General features: G+C 63.8%; 19 protein-coding genes. 6 read left to right on the top strand and 13 right to left on the bottom strand.

Going from position 1 to position 15,105, the window contains the following annotated elements; genetic code table 11:
- Window positions 1–2: 2 nt before the first annotated feature.
- The 9 genes from I6F21_RS10225 to urtA all read right to left on the bottom strand — a co-directional run bounded on the left by I6F21_RS10225 (window position 3) and on the right by urtA (window position 7,857).
- The gene (locus tag I6F21_RS10225) at window positions 3–542 is read right to left on the bottom strand and encodes an HD domain-containing protein (protein WP_035998123.1); all 540 of its coding nucleotides are present in this window, start codon (window positions 540–542) and stop codon (window positions 3–5) included.
- A 57-nt stretch (window positions 543–599) separates the two neighbouring features.
- Window positions 600–905, bottom strand: a complete 306-nt coding sequence (locus tag I6F21_RS10220; protein ID WP_225183119.1) for an urease subunit beta — start codon at window positions 903–905, stop codon at window positions 600–602.
- A gap of 9 nt (window positions 906–914) precedes the next feature.
- Window positions 915–1,217: an urease subunit gamma gene (locus tag I6F21_RS10215; protein WP_007605424.1), complete on the bottom strand. Its 303-nt coding sequence runs from the start codon at window positions 1,215–1,217 to the stop codon at window positions 915–917.
- 38 nt (window positions 1,218–1,255) lie between these two features.
- Window positions 1,256–2,086 (bottom strand): urease accessory protein UreD, encoded by an 831-nt coding sequence (locus I6F21_RS10210; protein WP_225183118.1) that lies wholly within the window; start codon window positions 2,084–2,086, stop codon window positions 1,256–1,258.
- 38 nt (window positions 2,087–2,124) lie between these two features.
- Window positions 2,125–2,820, bottom strand: a complete 696-nt coding sequence (gene urtE / locus I6F21_RS10205; RefSeq protein WP_036021619.1) for an urea ABC transporter ATP-binding subunit UrtE — start codon at window positions 2,818–2,820, stop codon at window positions 2,125–2,127.
- Between the two features lie 88 nt (window positions 2,821–2,908).
- Window positions 2,909–3,670, bottom strand: a complete 762-nt coding sequence (gene urtD / locus I6F21_RS10200; RefSeq protein ID WP_036021617.1) for an urea ABC transporter ATP-binding protein UrtD — start codon at window positions 3,668–3,670, stop codon at window positions 2,909–2,911.
- A gap of 6 nt (window positions 3,671–3,676) precedes the next feature.
- On the bottom strand, window positions 3,677–4,846 hold the full coding sequence (gene urtC / locus I6F21_RS10195; RefSeq protein ID WP_225183117.1) for an urea ABC transporter permease subunit UrtC: 1,170 nt from the start codon (window positions 4,844–4,846) through the stop codon (window positions 3,677–3,679).
- Window positions 4,843–6,450: an urea ABC transporter permease subunit UrtB gene (gene urtB, locus I6F21_RS10190; RefSeq protein WP_036036848.1), complete on the bottom strand. Its 1,608-nt coding sequence runs from the start codon at window positions 6,448–6,450 to the stop codon at window positions 4,843–4,845. The genes urtC and urtB overlap by 4 nt, the downstream gene beginning before the upstream one ends.
- A gap of 84 nt (window positions 6,451–6,534) precedes the next feature.
- Window positions 6,535–7,857: an urea ABC transporter substrate-binding protein gene (gene urtA / locus I6F21_RS10185; protein ID WP_035998103.1), complete on the bottom strand. Its 1,323-nt coding sequence runs from the start codon at window positions 7,855–7,857 to the stop codon at window positions 6,535–6,537.
- Between the two features lie 480 nt (window positions 7,858–8,337).
- Here urtA and I6F21_RS10180 point away from each other — a divergent pair, with 480 nt between their 5' ends.
- The 3 genes from I6F21_RS10180 to I6F21_RS10170 all read left to right on the top strand — a co-directional run bounded on the left by I6F21_RS10180 (window position 8,338) and on the right by I6F21_RS10170 (window position 10,704).
- Entirely contained in the window at window positions 8,338–9,921 is a 1,584-nt protein-coding gene (locus I6F21_RS10180) for a DEAD/DEAH box helicase (protein ID WP_109142430.1), read from the top strand.
- 23 nt (window positions 9,922–9,944) lie between these two features.
- Window positions 9,945–10,232: a translation initiation factor IF-1 gene (infA, locus tag I6F21_RS10175; RefSeq protein WP_035998101.1), complete on the top strand. Its 288-nt coding sequence runs from the start codon at window positions 9,945–9,947 to the stop codon at window positions 10,230–10,232.
- Window positions 10,233–10,491: 259 nt separating this feature from the next.
- Entirely contained in the window at window positions 10,492–10,704 is a 213-nt protein-coding gene (locus tag I6F21_RS10170) for a cold-shock protein (RefSeq protein ID WP_035998097.1), read from the top strand.
- Between the two features lie 91 nt (window positions 10,705–10,795).
- Here I6F21_RS10170 and I6F21_RS10165 read toward each other — a convergent pair whose 3' ends face one another.
- From I6F21_RS10165 to I6F21_RS10150, 4 genes are all read right to left on the bottom strand, one after another.
- Window positions 10,796–11,410 carry a TadE/TadG family type IV pilus assembly protein gene (locus tag I6F21_RS10165; RefSeq protein WP_036036873.1) on the bottom strand — a complete coding sequence of 205 codons (615 nt, stop codon included), beginning with the start codon at window positions 11,408–11,410 and terminating at the stop codon, window positions 10,796–10,798.
- A 23-nt stretch (window positions 11,411–11,433) separates the two neighbouring features.
- Entirely contained in the window at window positions 11,434–12,015 is a 582-nt protein-coding gene (locus tag I6F21_RS10160) for a TadE/TadG family type IV pilus assembly protein (RefSeq protein ID WP_036021610.1), read from the bottom strand.
- A gap of 205 nt (window positions 12,016–12,220) precedes the next feature.
- Window positions 12,221–12,724 carry a pilus assembly protein N-terminal domain-containing protein gene (locus I6F21_RS10155; protein ID WP_035998084.1) on the bottom strand — a complete coding sequence of 168 codons (504 nt, stop codon included), beginning with the start codon at window positions 12,722–12,724 and terminating at the stop codon, window positions 12,221–12,223.
- Between the two features lie 250 nt (window positions 12,725–12,974).
- The gene (locus I6F21_RS10150) at window positions 12,975–13,802 is read right to left on the bottom strand and encodes a sterol desaturase family protein (RefSeq protein WP_036036840.1); all 828 of its coding nucleotides are present in this window, start codon (window positions 13,800–13,802) and stop codon (window positions 12,975–12,977) included.
- Window positions 13,803–14,074: 272 nt separating this feature from the next.
- On the opposite strand from I6F21_RS10150, the gene I6F21_RS10145 reads away from it, so the two are divergent.
- The 3 genes from I6F21_RS10145 (at window position 14,075) to I6F21_RS10135 (ending at window position 15,105) form a co-directional block, all read left to right on the top strand.
- Window positions 14,075–14,239, top strand: a complete 165-nt coding sequence (locus I6F21_RS10145) for a Flp family type IVb pilin (protein ID WP_025033956.1) — start codon at window positions 14,075–14,077, stop codon at window positions 14,237–14,239.
- 77 nt (window positions 14,240–14,316) lie between these two features.
- Window positions 14,317–14,457 (top strand): hypothetical protein, encoded by a 141-nt coding sequence (locus tag I6F21_RS10140; protein WP_162130831.1) that lies wholly within the window; start codon window positions 14,317–14,319, stop codon window positions 14,455–14,457.
- A 123-nt stretch (window positions 14,458–14,580) separates the two neighbouring features.
- Window positions 14,581–15,105, top strand: coding sequence for a prepilin peptidase (locus I6F21_RS10135; RefSeq protein WP_036021607.1), 525 nt, complete (start codon window positions 14,581–14,583; stop codon window positions 15,103–15,105).

Here is a 15,105-nt window from a genome sequence, read left to right as displayed (position 1 = left end):
TGTCACAGCAAGGCCTTTGCTGCTTTCACGGCGTCATCGAATTTTTCGTCGAGCCACGCATTGCCGCCGCGGCACCCCGCCACGACCTGCGTGGCCCAGGCGATATAGTCGGCGAGATCTTCGCGCTCCCCAGCATTCGGATCGGTCTGAATGCGCGCGCCCGTATTGCTGATCTTGTCGGCGATCTTGATCAGCTTGGCGCCCGGCGATTTGTGGGGCGCGTCCTCGATCTGCTTCTGCCGCCGCTTCGCTTTCGGCAAGCTCATGTCGTCGGTGCACTCGGCAACGAGGGACGCGACCCGATCGGAAAATCTCTGCGCGAGCTCCTCGCGCGTGGTGTCGGTGTCCTCGATGGTGTCGTGCAGCCAGCCGGCCGCGACCAGCTCGGCATCGGCGCCGTCGGTCGCAGTCGCGAGCAGGTTCGCGACCTCTGCGAGATGATTGATATAGGGCTCGTTGCCGCGGCCCTTGCGCGCCATGCCGTTATGGCGCTGCGCGGCGAGCTCGGCAGCTTCCGAGACGAGGCGGATTGGCGAGAGCATGGAAATTACCTCCGTTTCCGCCTCAACCATGCCGCGGCGTGCTCGTTCCTGCGGAGGTCACAGCTTCCCCATCACATCGCCGCGGAAGCCGTAGATCGTCTTCTTGCCGGCCATGGCGACGAGCTGGACGTCGCGGGTCTGGCCGGGTTCGAAACGGACGGCGGTGCCGGCGGCGATGTCGAGGCGCATGCCGCGCGCCTTCTTGCGGTCGAACTTCAGCGCGGGGTTGGTCTCGAAGAAATGGTAGTGCGAGCCAACCTGGATCGGGCGGTCGCCGGTGTTGGCCACGGTCAACGTCACGGTCTTGCGGCCGGCGTTGAGCTCGATCTCGCCGTCCTGGATGAAGAATTCGCCGGGGATCATGCTCTGCTCCTACCTGATCGGCTCGTGCACGGTGACGAGCTTGGTGCCATCAGGAAAAGTCGCCTCGACCTGGATGTCGTGAATCATCTCGGGAATGCCCGGCATCACCTGGTCGCGGGTCAGCACCTGCGCACCTGACTGCATCAGCTCGGCGACGGTGCGGCCGTCACGCGCGCCTTCCAGAATGAAGTCGGAGATGATCGCGATCGCCTCGGGATGGTTGAGCTTGACGCCGCGGTCCAGCCGGCGGCGGGCCACGATCGCCGCCATCGAGATCAGAAGCTTGTCCTTTTCGCGGGGAGACAGATTCATGCGACATCTCTTCCGTTCAACACGTCAATTCAACCAGTCTAGTTCAGCCAGAGCCGCGGCAGGGCCGCACCGGTGCGCGCCAGCACCGTCATCATATCGGCGCGCAAGCGCGCCGCATCTTGGGCACAGAACCGCGCCATTGCAAAGCCATTCCAGGCCGAGATTCCGACTTCGCCGGAGAACGATTCCGACGCCTCCCGGATGCGCTCGACCAGGACTTCGTCGCCGGGCACGATCAGGGCTGTGCCGATCGCCGCGCCACCTTTGGCGACGGCGGACCGGCCGAGCTTGGCACCGATATCGCCGTCGAGCCGGACGGTTTCTGCGAATACCAGTCTGCCGCCGCGGCGTAGCCGCCAGCGGTCGACGAACTCGCCCTGCTCCATCCGCTCGCCCATGGCGGTGCGGCCGAACACGACGATCTCGCAGAGCAGGAGCGAGGCCGCCTCGTCGAGATCGATGTCGAAGCGGCGCTGGACGCGGGCACGGTCGAACAGAATCGTCTCCTGGGGCAGCCAGGCAAGATGCGCGCCCGCGCCGACCTTCAAGGCGATGTTGAGCTGCGCTGCCGCTCCGGGCGTGCGATAGACTTTTTCGGCGGCCGCCGTGGTCAGGGTCAGACGCGCTGCATCCGCCGCCGCTATCTCGATGTCGAAGCGATCGCCGCCGGCAACACCGCCCGCCGTGTTGACGAACACGCCGGACAGACCCTGATCTTCCGGCGAGGGAAAGCGGACGCGGAGCGAACCGGATTCATGCAAGGTGCCGCGCCGTGTCACCCCGTCGCGCGCATGCACGTCGAAGCGCACGGTGCCACGGGCACGGTTGGCCTCGAACAGCGTGGACGTGGCTGACAATTCGCTGCGCATCCGTCTCCCCCAACCGGTCGCGGCAGGTCTGTTCCGGCTTACAGCGCCATCTGGCGGCTGATCTCGCCCGGATCGAGATTGGAGCGGTCGCAGGTGAACTTCACCGCGCCGCGATCCATCACCGCGAAACTGTCGCCGAGTTCGCAGGCAAAGTCGAGATATTGTTCGACCAGCACGATGGCGATGTTGCCGAGGTTGCGCAGATACGAAATGGCGCGGCCGATGTCCTTGATGATCGAGGGCTGGATGCCTTCGGTGGGCTCGTCGAGCAAAAGTAGTTTCGGCCGCATCACCAGCGCGCGGCCGATCGCGAGCTGCTGCTGCTGGCCGCCGGAGAGGTCGCCGCCGCGCCGGCCCAGCATGGATTGCAGCACCGGAAACAGCGAGAACACATCGTCGGGGATGTGCTTGTCCTCGCGCTTGAGCGGACCGAAGCCGGTCTTGAGGTTCTCCTCGACTGTCAGCAACGGGAAGATCTCGCGGCCCTGCGGCACGAAGCCGATGCCCTTGCGCGCCCGCTCGTACGGCTTGAGGCCGGTGATATCGCTGCCGTCGAACACGATTGCGCCCGACGAGATCGGATATTGCCCGACCATTGCGCGCAGGAGCGAGGTCTTGCCGACGCCGTTACGTCCGAGCACGCACGTGACCTTGCCGGGCTCGGCCGAGATCGAGACGCCGCGCAGCGCCTGGGCAGCACCGTAAAACAGGTTGATGTCTTTCACTTCAAGCATCGGAAACACCTTTGCGGGCGAATAGCGAATGGCGAGTAGCGAATAGGAGAAGCGGCCAGTCCATTCGCCATTCCCTATTCGCCATTCGCTACCTTCCCAAATACACTTCGATGACCCTCTCGTTGGACGAGACCTGGTCGATGGTCCCTTCCGCGAGCACCGTGCCTTCGTGCAGGCAGGTGACCTTGACGCCGAGCTCGCGCACGAAGGTCATGTCGTGCTCGACCACCATGACGGTGTGGGTCTTGTTGATTTCCTTCAGCAGCTCGGCGGTGAGATGCGTCTCGACGTCGGTCATTCCCGCGACGGGCTCGTCGACCAGCAGCAGTTTCGGATCCTGCGCCAGCAGCATGCCGATCTCCAGCCATTGCTTCTGGCCGTGGCTGAGGCTGCCGGCGAGACGATTGCGAGCCTCGGTGAGGCGGATCGTCTCCAGCACCTTGTCGATGCGTTCGGCCTCCGCCTTGCTGCCGCGCCAGAACAGCGTGCCGCGGACCGAATGGTCGACATTGAGCGCCAGCAGGAGGTTGTCCTGCACGGTCTGGCTCTCGAACACGGTCGGCTTCTGGAACTTGCGGCCGATGCCGAGCTCGGCGATGCGGGTCTCGTCGAGGCGCGTCAGGTCGGTGACGCCGTCGAACAGCACGGTGCCTTCATCCGGCTTGGTCTTGCCGGTGATGATGTCCATCATCGTGGTCTTGCCGGCGCCGTTCGGGCCGATGATGGCGCGCATCTCGCCGGGCTCGAGCGTCAGCGACAGATTGTTGATGGCGTGGAAGCCGTCGAAGGAGACGTGCACGCCATCCAGATAGAGCATCGCGGAGGTCGCGCGGGTGTCCATGACGTTCATGACCGCTTACTCCGCCATCTTGGGTTCGGTGACGCCGTCTTCGGCCGCGGCGCTCACGGAAGTCGCGGGGGTGCGTTTTTCCTTCGACTGATCCCACCAGGCATTGAAGGTGCCGACGATGCCCTTGGGCAGCAGCAGCGTCACCAGGATGAACAATGCGCCCAGCATGAACAGCCAGTACGGCGCGAGCACGCCCGAGGTGAAGAACGTCTTGGCGTAGTTGACGACGACGGCGCCGAGCGCCGCGCCGACCAGCGTGCCGCGGCCGCCGACCGCGACCCAGATCACCGCCTCGATCGAATTGCCCGGCGCGAATTCGCTCGGGTTGATGATGCCGACCTGCGGCACGTAGAGCGCGCCGGCAACGCCGGCCATGCAGGCCGACACCGTGAACACGAACAGCTTGTAGGATTCGACGCGGTAGCCGAGGAAGCGCGTGCGCGATTCCGCGTCGCGCACGGCAATCAAGACCTTGCCGAGCTTGGAGGAGACGATGGCGCGGCAGATCAGGAAGCCGATGATCAGCGCCAGACAGCTCAGCGCGAACAACGCGGCGCGCGTCCCCTCCGCCTGGACGTTGAAGCCCAGGATGTCCTTGAAGTCGGTCAGGCCGTTATTGCCGCCGAAACCAAAGTCGTTGCGGAAGAAGGCGAGCAGCAGCGCGTAGGTCATCGCCTGCGTGATGATCGACAGATAAACGCCGGTGACACGTGAGCGGAAGGCGAGCCAGCCGAAGCAGAAGGCGAGCAGGCCCGGTACGACCAGCACCATCAGCGCCGCGAACCAGAACATGTCGAAGCCGTACCAGTACCAGGGCAGCTTCTCCCAGTTCAGGAACACCATGAAGTCGGGCAGGATCGGATTGCCGTAGACGCCGCGGGTGCCGATCTGCCGCATCAGGTACATGCCCATGGCGTAGCCGCCGAGCGCGAAGAAGGCGCCGTGTCCGAGCGAGAGGATGCCGCAATAGCCCCAGATCAGGTCGATCGACAGCGCCAGGATGGCGTAGCAGACATACTTGCCCCAGAGCGCGACGAGATAGGTCGGCACCTGCAGGATCGAGCCCGCGGGAAGCAGCAGGTTGGAGAGCGGAATGAGGATGCCGCAGGCCGCGACGACGGCAAGGAAGATCGTCGCGCTGCGGTCCAGCGATCGCGTCAGCATGTGAGGGGTCATGCTTCCACCGCACGGCCCTTGAGCGCGAACAGGCCGCGCGGCCGCTTTTGAATGAACAGGATGATGAGGACCAGGATGGCGATCTTGCCGAGCACGGCACCGGCGACCGGCTCCAGGAATTTGTTGGCGATGCCGAGCGTGAAGGCGCCGACGAGCGTGCCCCAGAGATTGCCGACCCCGCCGAACACCACGACCATGAAACTGTCGATGATGTAACTCTGGCCGAGATTGGGGCTGACATTGTCGATCTGCGACAGCGCCACGCCGGCGATGCCGGCAATGCCCGAGCCGAGACCGAAGGTCAGCGCGTCGACGCGCGAGGTGGCGATGCCCATGGAAGCCGCCATGCGGCGGTTCTGCGTCACCGCGCGCATTTCGAGGCCCAGCGCGGTGTAGCGCAGCATCGCGAGCAGGATCGCGAACACGGCGAGCGTGAAGAGAAGGATCCAGAGCCGGTTATAGGTGATGGTGATCTGGCCGAGCTCGAACGCGCCGCTCATCCAGGAGGGGTTGCCGACCTCGCGGTTGGTCGGGCCGAACATGGTGCGCACCGCCTGCTGCAGCACCAGCGACAGGCCCCAGGTCGCGAGCAGCGTCTCGAGCGGGCGGCCGTAGAGGAAGCGGATGATACTGCGCTCGATCAGCACGCCGATCGCGCCGGCGACGAGGAAGGCGAGCGGCACGGCGATCAAGAGCGAATAGTCGAACAGGCCGGGATAGCGGGTGCGGATCACCTCCTGCACCACGAAGGTGGTGTAGGCCCCGATCATCACCATCTCGCCGTGCGCCATGTTGATGACGCCCATCACGCCGAATGTGATGGCGAGCCCGATCGCGGCGAGCAGCAGCACCGAGCCGAGCGAGAGGCCGTACCAGGCATTCTGCACCATCGACCAGACCGCGAGCGAATTCTGGATCGAGCCGATCGCGCTCGCGGCGGCCTTGGTGACCGAGGCCGGCTGGTCGCCCATTCCGGTGAGCAGCGCCAGCGCATCCTGGTCGCCCCGCGCCTTGAGGGTTGCGACCGCTTCGAGCTTCTCGACCTCGGTGGCGTCGGACTTGAACAGCAGGATCGCGGCTCGGGCCTCAGTGAGCGCCGCCTTGACGGATTTGTTGGCTTCCTTGGCAAGCGCGGCATCGACCGCCTCGAGAGCGGTCTCCTCGTGCGACTTGAAGACGGACTGCGCGGCTTGCAGGCGCGTTCCCAGATCCGGAGACTGCAGCGTTAGGCTCCCGAGTGCGGCGTCGACGCTGCGACGCAGGCGGTTGTTGAGGCGAACCGCGCTCGCACTGTCGGGAACGCTGGCGACAGCCTCCCCGGTCGCAGCGTCGATCGACTTGCCGTCGGCACCGGTGACGTAGACCTTCTTGCTGTCGGGATCGGCCATGAGACGGCCGTCCTGGAGCGCATTGATGATGGGAAAAGCCAGCTTGCTGCCGCTGCCCGCGATCACACCGATCGCTTCTTCCGTGTCGGAAAAATCATCGTTGGCGAATTTGGCGACCGCATCCTCGAACGGACCGGCGAAGGCCGGCAGCGCGAACGCAATCAGGAACAACGAGAGTGCAAGCGAACAGAGACGAGCGGACAAATGGGCTGGCACTGTGAATGACCCCGGCAGAAATGAGTGGAGAAGGCGGCGGGATCGCCGCCCTCTCCGGTCTTGCAATGGAGCGTCAGATCGGGATCAGGAGCCCGAGCCGAGGCACTTGTTGGACTTGGTGTTGAAGTTACCGCACTTCTTGCCGACCCAGTCGCCGATCAGGTCCTTGGAGCCGTCGAGCTCCTTCGACCAGGCGTCGCCGGGGACGAGGCTCGGGGTCTTCCAGACCACGTCGAACTGGCCGTTGCCCTTGATCTCGCCGATGAACACCGGCTTGGTGATATGGTGGTTCGGGAGCATCTTGGAGGTGCCGCCGGTCAGGTTCTTGGCTTCGATGCCCGGGAGAGCGTCGATGACCTTGTCGGGATCGGTCGACTTCACCTTCTCGACCGCCTTGACCCACATGTCGAAGCCGATCACGTGCGCTTCCATCGGATCGTTGGTCACGCGCTTCGGATTCTTGGTGTAGGCCTGCCACGCCTTGATGAACTTCTCGTTCTCCGGCGACTTGATCGACTGGAAGTAGTTCCAGGCGGCGAGGTGGCCGACCAGCGGCTTGGTGTCGATGCCGGCGAGCTCTTCCTCACCCACCGAGAACGCCACCACCGGGATGTCCTTGGCCTTGATGCCCTGGTTGCCGAGCTCCTTGTAGAAGGGAACGTTGGCGTCGCCGTTGATGGTCGAGACCACCGCGGTCTTCTTGCCGGCCGAGCCGAACTTCTTGATGTCGGCCACGATCGTCTGCCAGTCGGAATGACCGAACGGCGTGTAGTTGATCATGATGTCTTCCTGGGCGACGCCCTTGGACTTCAGATAGGCCTCCAGGATCTTGTTGGTGGTGCGCGGATAGACGTAGTCGGTGCCCGCGAGCACCCAGCGCTTCACCTTCTCGTCCTTCATGAGGTAGTCGACGGCAGGGATCGCCTGCTGGTTCGGCGCAGCCCCCGTGTAGAACACGTTACGCTCGCTCTCCTCACCCTCGTATTGCACGGGGTAGAACAGGATGCTGTTGAGCTCCTTGAACACCGGGAGCACCGACTTACGCGACACCGAGGTCCAGCAGCCGAACACGACCGAGACCTTGTTCTTGGTGATCAGCTCGCGCGCCTTTTCGGCGAACAGCGGCCAGTTCGATGCGGGATCGACGACGACGGCTTCCAGCTTCTTGCCGAGCACGCCGCCCTTCTTGTTCTGCTCGTCGATCAGGAAGAGGATGGTGTCCTTCAGCGTGGTTTCGCTGATTGCCATGGTGCCGGACAGGGAGTGGAGTACACCCACCTTGATGGTGTCGTCGGCGGCCTTTGCGCCAGTCAATGAAGCCAGACCGAGCATCAGTCCGGCGGTCGCAGCGAGCACGCCGCGGCGGCTAAATGACGCCGCTATATCGTGAGTGGATTTGTTAAACATGAGTGCCTCATCTCCCTGACGCAGACGTGAAAAACGCTGCGAAACGGCCCCACGGCCGCCTGCGGTTAACGGAATCGCAAGAACCATGCCATGGGCTGAGCACCCATCAACTTATTGAATTTACAAAACTAATTGACAGAAATCGAAGTTTCTCCGCAGACTTGCAGCCTAAATCGTAGGCAACATAAATGTATGCGAAAGCGGCAGTCAGACTACTTTCTAAGCAAATCGCCAATTCTGGCTAAATTTCTGGCAGCAGTATTTTTGCATCGCACCCGCTGTTTCGGAGGCAAGTGCCTTGAAAGCGCGCCCTCGATGTTCCATATGAGCGTCCGAGACCTCTTGCGAATCAAGGGGTCGTAGCGAGCCGCGTGTTCTTAAGCCCTCTACGGGCCTCTGGCTTGCCCCATATCATCCAAGCCATCCGACACCCCAAACACGCAGGTGTCTTCTCGACACCCTTTTGCGCGCGCCGCGCTGATGCGCCGGGCGTTCGCTTTTGACATGGAAAGAACCCCTCTTTTGACTTCGTTTCAGGACTTCGGCCTCGCCGAACCCATCGCGCGCGCTCTTCGTGAAGAGAATTACGTCACCCCCACTCCGATCCAGGCCCAAACCATCCCGCTGGCATTGACCGGCCGCGACGTCGTCGGCATCGCCCAGACCGGTACCGGCAAGACCGCGTCCTTCGCGCTGCCGATCCTGCATCGTCTGCTCGAGAACCGCATCAAGCCGCAGCCCAAGACCGCCCGCGTGCTGGTGCTGTCGCCGACCCGCGAGCTGTCCGGGCAGATCCTCGACAGCTTCAACGCCTACGGCCGCCACATCCGCCTGTCCTCGACGCTCGCGATCGGCGGCGTGCCGATGGGCCGCCAGGTCCGCGCGCTGATGCAGGGCGTCGACGTGCTGGTCGCCACCCCCGGCCGCCTGCTCGATCTCGTGCAGAGCAACGGCTTGAAGCTTTCAAGCGTCGAGTTCCTCGTGCTCGACGAAGCCGACCGCATGCTCGACATGGGCTTCATCAACGACATTCGCAAAATCGTCGCCAAGCTGCCGATCAAGCGGCAGACGCTGTTCTTCTCGGCCACCATGCCGAAGGACATCGCCGAGCTCGCCGATTCCATGTTGCGCGACCCCGCCCGTGTCGCGGTGACCCCGGTGTCCTCGACCGCCGAGCGGATCAACCAGCGCATCCTGCAGGTCGACTTCGCGGCCAAGCCGGCCTTCCTGACCAAGCTGCTGCAGGACGAGGCGATCAACCGCGCGCTGGTCTTCACCCGCACCAAGCACGGCGCCGACAAGGTGGTGAAGACGCTGGCCAAGGCCGGGATCGCCGCCAACGCCATCCACGGCAACAAGTCGCAGAACCATCGCGAGCGCACGCTGGCCCAGTTCCGCTCGGGAGAGATCCGCACCCTGGTCGCCACCGACATCGCCGCCCGCGGCATCGACGTCGACGGCATCAGTCACGTCATCAACTTCGACCTGCCGAACGTGCCGGAGACCTACGTCCACCGCATCGGCCGCACCGCGCGCGCCGGAGCCGACGGCACCGCAATCTCGCTGGTCGCGGGCGGCGAGGAGCTCGGCTATCTGCGCGACATCGAGCGGCTGATTCGCGTCGCCCTGCCGCGGGAGGACCACCGCACCGACGCCGGCCGCCGCGATGCTGGTCCCGCCCCGTCGCAGCAACGACAGGGCCGGCCGGGCGGTCGTCCGGGCCAGCGCCCGCAAGGCGCACGCCACGGTGACGGACGTCGCGCCGACGAACGGCATGCCGACGGGCGCCACCATAGTGCCGGTAAGCAAGGCGACGGCAGGCACGGTGAAGGCCGGCACGCCGAGGCGAGGCATGCCGACGGACGGCCCGGCAGTGGCCCGAATGCTTCCAAGGGTTCTCGCCGCCGCCGCTCCGGTGGTAAGATGCATTCATCGCCTGTCGACCGTCCGGAACAGCGTTCCGCGCATAGCGCCGGGACCCCTGATGGGATACAAGGCGTTGCCTTTTTGCGCCGCCAGAGTCGGCCAAACAGCCAACCGAACCGCAAACCCTATTCGCACTAGCCGTCCACGACCTGGAGATATCAATGGCTAAGGAAGAGCTGATCCAGTTCGAAGGACTGGTCACCGAAATCCTCCCCGATGCCCGCTACCGCGTGCAGCTCGACGCCGGACACGAGATCGTTGCCTATACCGCCGGCAAGATGAAGAAGAACCGCATCAAGACGCTCGCGGGCGACCGCGTGACCGTGGAGATGTCGCCCTATGACCTCGAGAAGGGCCGGCTGATTTTCCGCCACAAGGACGAACGTCCCAGCACGCCGGGCGGACCGCCCCGTCCCGGACAGCGCGGCGGCCAATTCCGCCGCCGCTAGTCGGCTGCGGCGCGGGTTCGAATTCCGATCTGGTAGGTGATCCGCCGTTGACATCACGGCGGATCAAAAAATCGTGCGCGTCCGGATTGTTTCGAACCGTTGCTTCCGATAAAATGAATTAATCGATTTTCGGCCGGACGACATTGGCATCCACCGGTACAGCCGGTTCAGACACGCTGACGACCCTTCCAGAAATTCGATCTAACCCTGCCCGCGCGAGCGGGCTCCGACATAGTGTTATCTGAGAGGGACTACCCCCGTGAGCATGGGAACCGTGAAGTGGTTTAACGCAACCAAGGGCTATGGCTTCATTCAGCCCGACGATGGCGGCCAGGACGTGTTCGTTCACATCAGCGCCGTGGAGCGCGCCGGCCTCGGCTCGCTCCGCGAGGGCCAGAAGATCTCCTACGAGATCGTGGCCGACCGCCGTTCCGGCAAGTCTGCGGCGGACAACCTGCGCGCTGCGGGCTGAGCCCGCCGGGCGCCGGCCCGATCAGCGAGCCAAAGCAAAAAGGCCGTGCGCAACGCACGGCCTTTTTCATGTCACGGGCGGCTGACAGATCTCAACACGTCGACGGCACGTTGTTGTAGGGCACGCAGGTGACCTGACGCGGCCGCGTGTAGGAGAGATCGCTCAGGGTTACGCTCGACTTCAACACGTAGCCGATGGTCGGCGTGTAAGTGTAGTTGGCTTCGCTCAGGATGAGATAGCTCGACGGAATCAAGAGTGCCGGGGGAATCATCGTGGTGACCGTGTCGCCGGCGTTCCGAGCCGAGGTCGCAAGCGTGGCTTGCGTCGCGCCGCTCGCAATCGTGCCGGCCCTGCTCCACTGGACCTTGGCGATGCTGTTGGCGTCGATGTAGATCTGGGAGATCGTGCCCTTCACGAGCGCAGCGTCGTAAGGCATGACGACGGAGATGCTTGCCGTGAACGTATCCTTCATGCCGGCATCGTTGAGCGTGGTCGACTGCGAGGTCAAATCGGACAATGTCCGCGCGATCAACGTGATTTTGCGGTCGATCGCCACGGCGGACGAAAATTCCACGGTGCCGAAGAACATCACCAGCATCAGCGGTACGATGATCGCGAATTCGGTCGCCGCCAGGGCGCGCTTGTCGGCGACGAAGCCGCGCACGGAGCCGCGTGCATTCCTCCAGATGTTCGCAATCGCCCGCATCGGTCCGCCCAGATCCATCTGCCTCAGAAGGGTTCGTTCTTGAACGCCACCGTCGCCACCATCAGCCGCTTGTTGCTGCATCCCGCGTTGTAGCCGAGGCCGGTGACGATGAGCGGCCATTGATAGAACAGGCGCACCACGACGACCTGACCGGAGCTTCCGGCACTGTACTGCATGCCGGAGGGATTGAAGGTGCAGGAATTGCCGAAATTGGTGAGGCTGAGCGTCCCGAACGAGCTGGTGCTGACGACGTCGACGTACAGCTTGCTGCAATCGAACAGCGCCGGAATCTTGCTGCAGACGAAGGTCTTGAACGTCGTCTGATCGCATGCAGCGACCGTGTTGGGCGCGGACTGGCAGGCCGCCACCGAGCCGCCCTGCGCCTGAGCCTGGCCGGTTAGAATCGCGCGCGCGGAGTCCTGCGCGATGGTCTCGAGCACCTGGCTGGAGAAGAACATGAGCGCCGTCTCGAGGATCGCGAACAGCAGCGCGAAGAACATCGGTGCGACCAGCGCAAATTCGACGGCTGCGGAGCCGCGGCGGTTGCCGCGAAACCGGAGCAGCGCTTTCCGGAGCGTGAACCTCGTAGGTGCAGGCGATGGCATCTCGTCAAATTCCCCAGCGGCCGGCGTTCATCTGCCCGTTCAATAGCGGAAACTGATTGTCTAAGTGTTTCAGACGATCCGCTTCCGGCGGACCGCGCCGTTAACACCGCGTTAACCAGCGCCCGCAAGCGGGAGGAAGCACGGCATGCAACGAGGTGCCGCCCTCGAATCGAGTGGCTTGGCGGGATCGAGGCCCGCCCGTGGGCTAGTTTGGCTTGGCAGCCGCGCCGGCACCCGCACCTCCGCTGGCGCTGCTGCTCAGCGTACCGGCCTGGCTCATCGCGTTGTTGAAATAGGTGTCGCTGTCGCCGAGCGTCACGCGGCGCTGGCAAAGCGGCACGCAACTGTAGGACTCCCGCTCGACCCCGCGATAGACGGTGACGAGCCGGTCGCTCGGACCTTCGACCTGGATCTGGCGGTCCACCAGAATCTCGCCGCCGCGGTCGAGCGCGATGAAGTTGGTGGCCCCGTAGCCCTTTCCGGTCACGACGATCATGCCGCCGGGCTGGAGCGTGACGTCGGCGATCAGGGGATTGCCGACCACGATGGTCGCCACCTTGCCGGGCAGCCGCACCAGCTTGGCCTGGTCGACATTGACGGCGATGGTATCGGCGACGGGCTCGGCAAGGCTGGCGGCCGGCGAGGCCAGCACCGCAGCGGCAACCAGAACACAGACGCGCACATGACGGCGCAGCATTTCTTTACGCATACTCTTACCCCCGGGACGTCACAAACCGGCAGAAGCGACGAATACAGCGGAGCCGGTGCCCGACCCGGCTAACCTGCCTTTAATTCGTGAACGTTCCGCAAACTCGCCGCGTATTGTTTGAACGGACGGACATTTGCGGGGCCCGTCCCCTAAAGCGCGATGAGTTTTGGATGAATCGTCATCGCGCTTTAGGTTGTTGTTTACGCATGATCTTTCCGGAAAACTGCTTCGCACTTTTTCGGATTATGCTTTAGTGCCGGAACGGATAGGCGAGCTGGCCCCCGATCTCCTTGGGCATGGCCGCTTCGTCCTTGCCGTAATCCTGTGGCAGCCTGCCCTCCGGCATGCGGAAGGTGCCGAACAGCACGTCCCAGATCGGGAACGTTCCGGCGAAATTGGTGTCGCCGCCCTCTTCGAGCGAGGTGTGGTGCCAGCGATGGAAGACCGGCGTCGCCAGCACGTATTTGAACGGTCCGAAAGTCCAGTTCAGGTTGGCGTGCACGAAGGCCGAGTGGAAGGTGGTGAACGGGCCGACCCAAACCATGACGTTCGGGGAGATGCCTGCCATCAGCAGCACGACGTCGACGCTGATCGTCCCGAGCAAGAGATTGACCGGATGGAAGCGCGCCGCGGAGATCCAGCCGATCTCCTCCGACGAATGATGGATGGCGTGATATTTCCAGAAGCCGCCGTCGTGGAAAAGCCGATGCAGCCAGTACAGCATGAAATCGGACAGCACCAGGAACAGCACGGCCTGCAGCCACAGCGGCAGCTGCGCCAGCGGACCGTGGCCATTGTCGTAAAAGGCGATGAGCTCGTCGGCGTCGTGGATGTTGAAGACGACGCTGGCGCCGACAACCAGCAGCCCGATCCGCATGGTGCGGGCGAACACCGGAACGAAGAACCAGTAGCAGATGTCGGTGACGATCTCCCGCTTGCGCCACCACGGCGCGCCGGGATTGCAGGCCCAGAAATGCTCCAGCACGGTGAAGACCGCCGCGAGCACCAAGGTGACCGGGATCACCTTGACGATGGTCTCGCCGAGCATCAAGGCGACTTGCATGGGCAGGCTCGACATCGTCGCCTCTCTCCGCGAATTCCGCTGTAGCTTAAGGCCTACTCCGCGAAATTTAAGGGAGGGTGAAGCACGCGCCGCGTTGGCGGCGCATCCGGAACCGCAACGAATTTGCAGGTGCCGTCTTAAGGCGAAATTCACTCTGGGCAAAAGCATCGCGCCGGACGTGGGATTACCCGGTCGAATTAACTCTCCCGAAAGAGCTCGGCTCTCATGGTCGTCGCGTCAACGACAGCGCCGAACGAGGCGGTCCCCACCCAGACGGAGTTTTGTTCATGAAGAACTTGATTGCGCGTTTCGCGAAGGATGAATCCGGCGCCACCGCCATCGAATACGGCCTGATCGCCGCCGGCATCGCGCTGGCCATCATCACCGTCGTCAACAATCTCGGCACCACGCTGAACGCCAAGTTCAGCTCGATCAGCACCTCGCTGAAGTAAGCGGGTCCACGAACGACGGCAAAAGCCCCGGACCTCCGGGGCGTTTGTTTTTCTGAAGACGGCGAGTTCCAGTGGCGTTGCACGAGTTCAGAACCGATGCCGCGGTCGCGGCGCACGAGGCGGAAGCGGCGCAGGCCGGCTCGTCGGTCTATTGGATCTGCCTTGCGCTGCTGGTTGCGACGGTCGCGCTCGCCGCACGTATTGCCAGCTTCTGGTGAAAAGCGCGTTCGTCGGCCGAGGCCCCGGCGCGCCCGTGCCTCCGTTGTCGGTTTGTTTAGCATCGCGCGCTAGCATCGCCCGAAGCAGCTCCCGCGACAAACCCAGGCCTCAAGACGCAGCCCATGATTCTCGACCTTGCGCGCCTTCTGCTCTTCCCGGCCCTGATGGCGTTCGCCGCCGCGAGCGATCTCTTCACGATGACGATCTCGAACCGCGTATCGCTGGCGCTGGTGGCGGGCTTCTTCGCGCTCGCCCTCGCCGGGGGCATGGCACCTTACGAGATGCTGAGTCATGTCGGCGCCGGTGCGCTCGTTCTGGTCGTGGCCTTCACCTGCTTCGCCATGGGCTGGGTGGGCGGCGGCGACGCCAAGGTCGCTGCCTCCGTGGCGCTCTGGTTCGGCTTCCCACATCTGATGAACTTCCTGCTCTACGCCTCGCTGTTCGGCGGCGCGCTGACGCTGCTCCTGCTGCAGTTCCGGCAATGGCCGCTGCCTTACGGGCTGGCAGGACAGGCCTGGCTCGCACGGCTGCACGCCAAGGAGAGCGGCATTCCCTACGGCATCGCGCTCGCGCTGAGCGCGCTGATGGTCTACCCGGAGACCGAATGGGTGAAGGCGATCGACCTCGCTCGCCTCGCGCTGCGCTGA

Origin of the sequence: Bradyrhizobium sp. NBAIM03, assembly GCF_020194055.1 — a bacterium.
Classification (GTDB): domain Bacteria; phylum Pseudomonadota; class Alphaproteobacteria; order Rhizobiales; family Xanthobacteraceae; genus Bradyrhizobium; species Bradyrhizobium yuanmingense.
The sequence above is the reverse complement of the archived record's forward strand: the minus strand, read 5'-3'. Positions and strand labels throughout refer to the sequence as shown.

What these genes read in the sequence shown, in the direction of transcription:
- infA (WP_035998101.1), top strand. Translation starts at nt 9,945, where the DNA reads ATGGCTAAGGAAGAGCTGATCCAGTTCGAAGGACTGGTCACCGAAATC.
- I6F21_RS10220 (WP_225183119.1), bottom strand. Translation starts at nt 905, where the DNA reads ATGATCCCCGGCGAATTCTTCATCCAGGACGGCGAGATCGAGCTCAAC.
- I6F21_RS10135 (WP_036021607.1), top strand. Translation starts at nt 14,581, where the DNA reads ATGATTCTCGACCTTGCGCGCCTTCTGCTCTTCCCGGCCCTGATGGCG.
- I6F21_RS10210 (WP_225183118.1), bottom strand. Translation starts at nt 2,086, where the DNA reads ATGCGCAGCGAATTGTCAGCCACGTCCACGCTGTTCGAGGCCAACCGT.
- urtA (WP_035998103.1), bottom strand. Translation starts at nt 7,857, where the DNA reads ATGTTTAACAAATCCACTCACGATATAGCGGCGTCATTTAGCCGCCGC.
- urtD (WP_036021617.1), bottom strand. Translation starts at nt 3,670, where the DNA reads ATGAACGTCATGGACACCCGCGCGACCTCCGCGATGCTCTATCTGGAT.
- I6F21_RS10160 (WP_036021610.1), bottom strand. Translation starts at nt 12,015, where the DNA reads ATGCCATCGCCTGCACCTACGAGGTTCACGCTCCGGAAAGCGCTGCTC.
- I6F21_RS10150 (WP_036036840.1), bottom strand. Translation starts at nt 13,802, where the DNA reads ATGTCGAGCCTGCCCATGCAAGTCGCCTTGATGCTCGGCGAGACCATC.
- I6F21_RS10155 (WP_035998084.1), bottom strand. Translation starts at nt 12,724, where the DNA reads ATGCGTAAAGAAATGCTGCGCCGTCATGTGCGCGTCTGTGTTCTGGTT.
- urtE (WP_036021619.1), bottom strand. Translation starts at nt 2,820, where the DNA reads ATGCTTGAAGTGAAAGACATCAACCTGTTTTACGGTGCTGCCCAGGCG.
- I6F21_RS10165 (WP_036036873.1), bottom strand. Translation starts at nt 11,410, where the DNA reads ATGCGGGCGATTGCGAACATCTGGAGGAATGCACGCGGCTCCGTGCGC.
- I6F21_RS10215 (WP_007605424.1), bottom strand. Translation starts at nt 1,217, where the DNA reads ATGAATCTGTCTCCCCGCGAAAAGGACAAGCTTCTGATCTCGATGGCG.
- urtC (WP_225183117.1), bottom strand. Translation starts at nt 4,846, where the DNA reads ATGACCCCTCACATGCTGACGCGATCGCTGGACCGCAGCGCGACGATC.
- I6F21_RS10225 (WP_035998123.1), bottom strand. Translation starts at nt 542, where the DNA reads ATGCTCTCGCCAATCCGCCTCGTCTCGGAAGCTGCCGAGCTCGCCGCG.
- I6F21_RS10180 (WP_109142430.1), top strand. Translation starts at nt 8,338, where the DNA reads ATGCGCCGGGCGTTCGCTTTTGACATGGAAAGAACCCCTCTTTTGACT.
- I6F21_RS10145 (WP_025033956.1), top strand. Translation starts at nt 14,075, where the DNA reads ATGAAGAACTTGATTGCGCGTTTCGCGAAGGATGAATCCGGCGCCACC.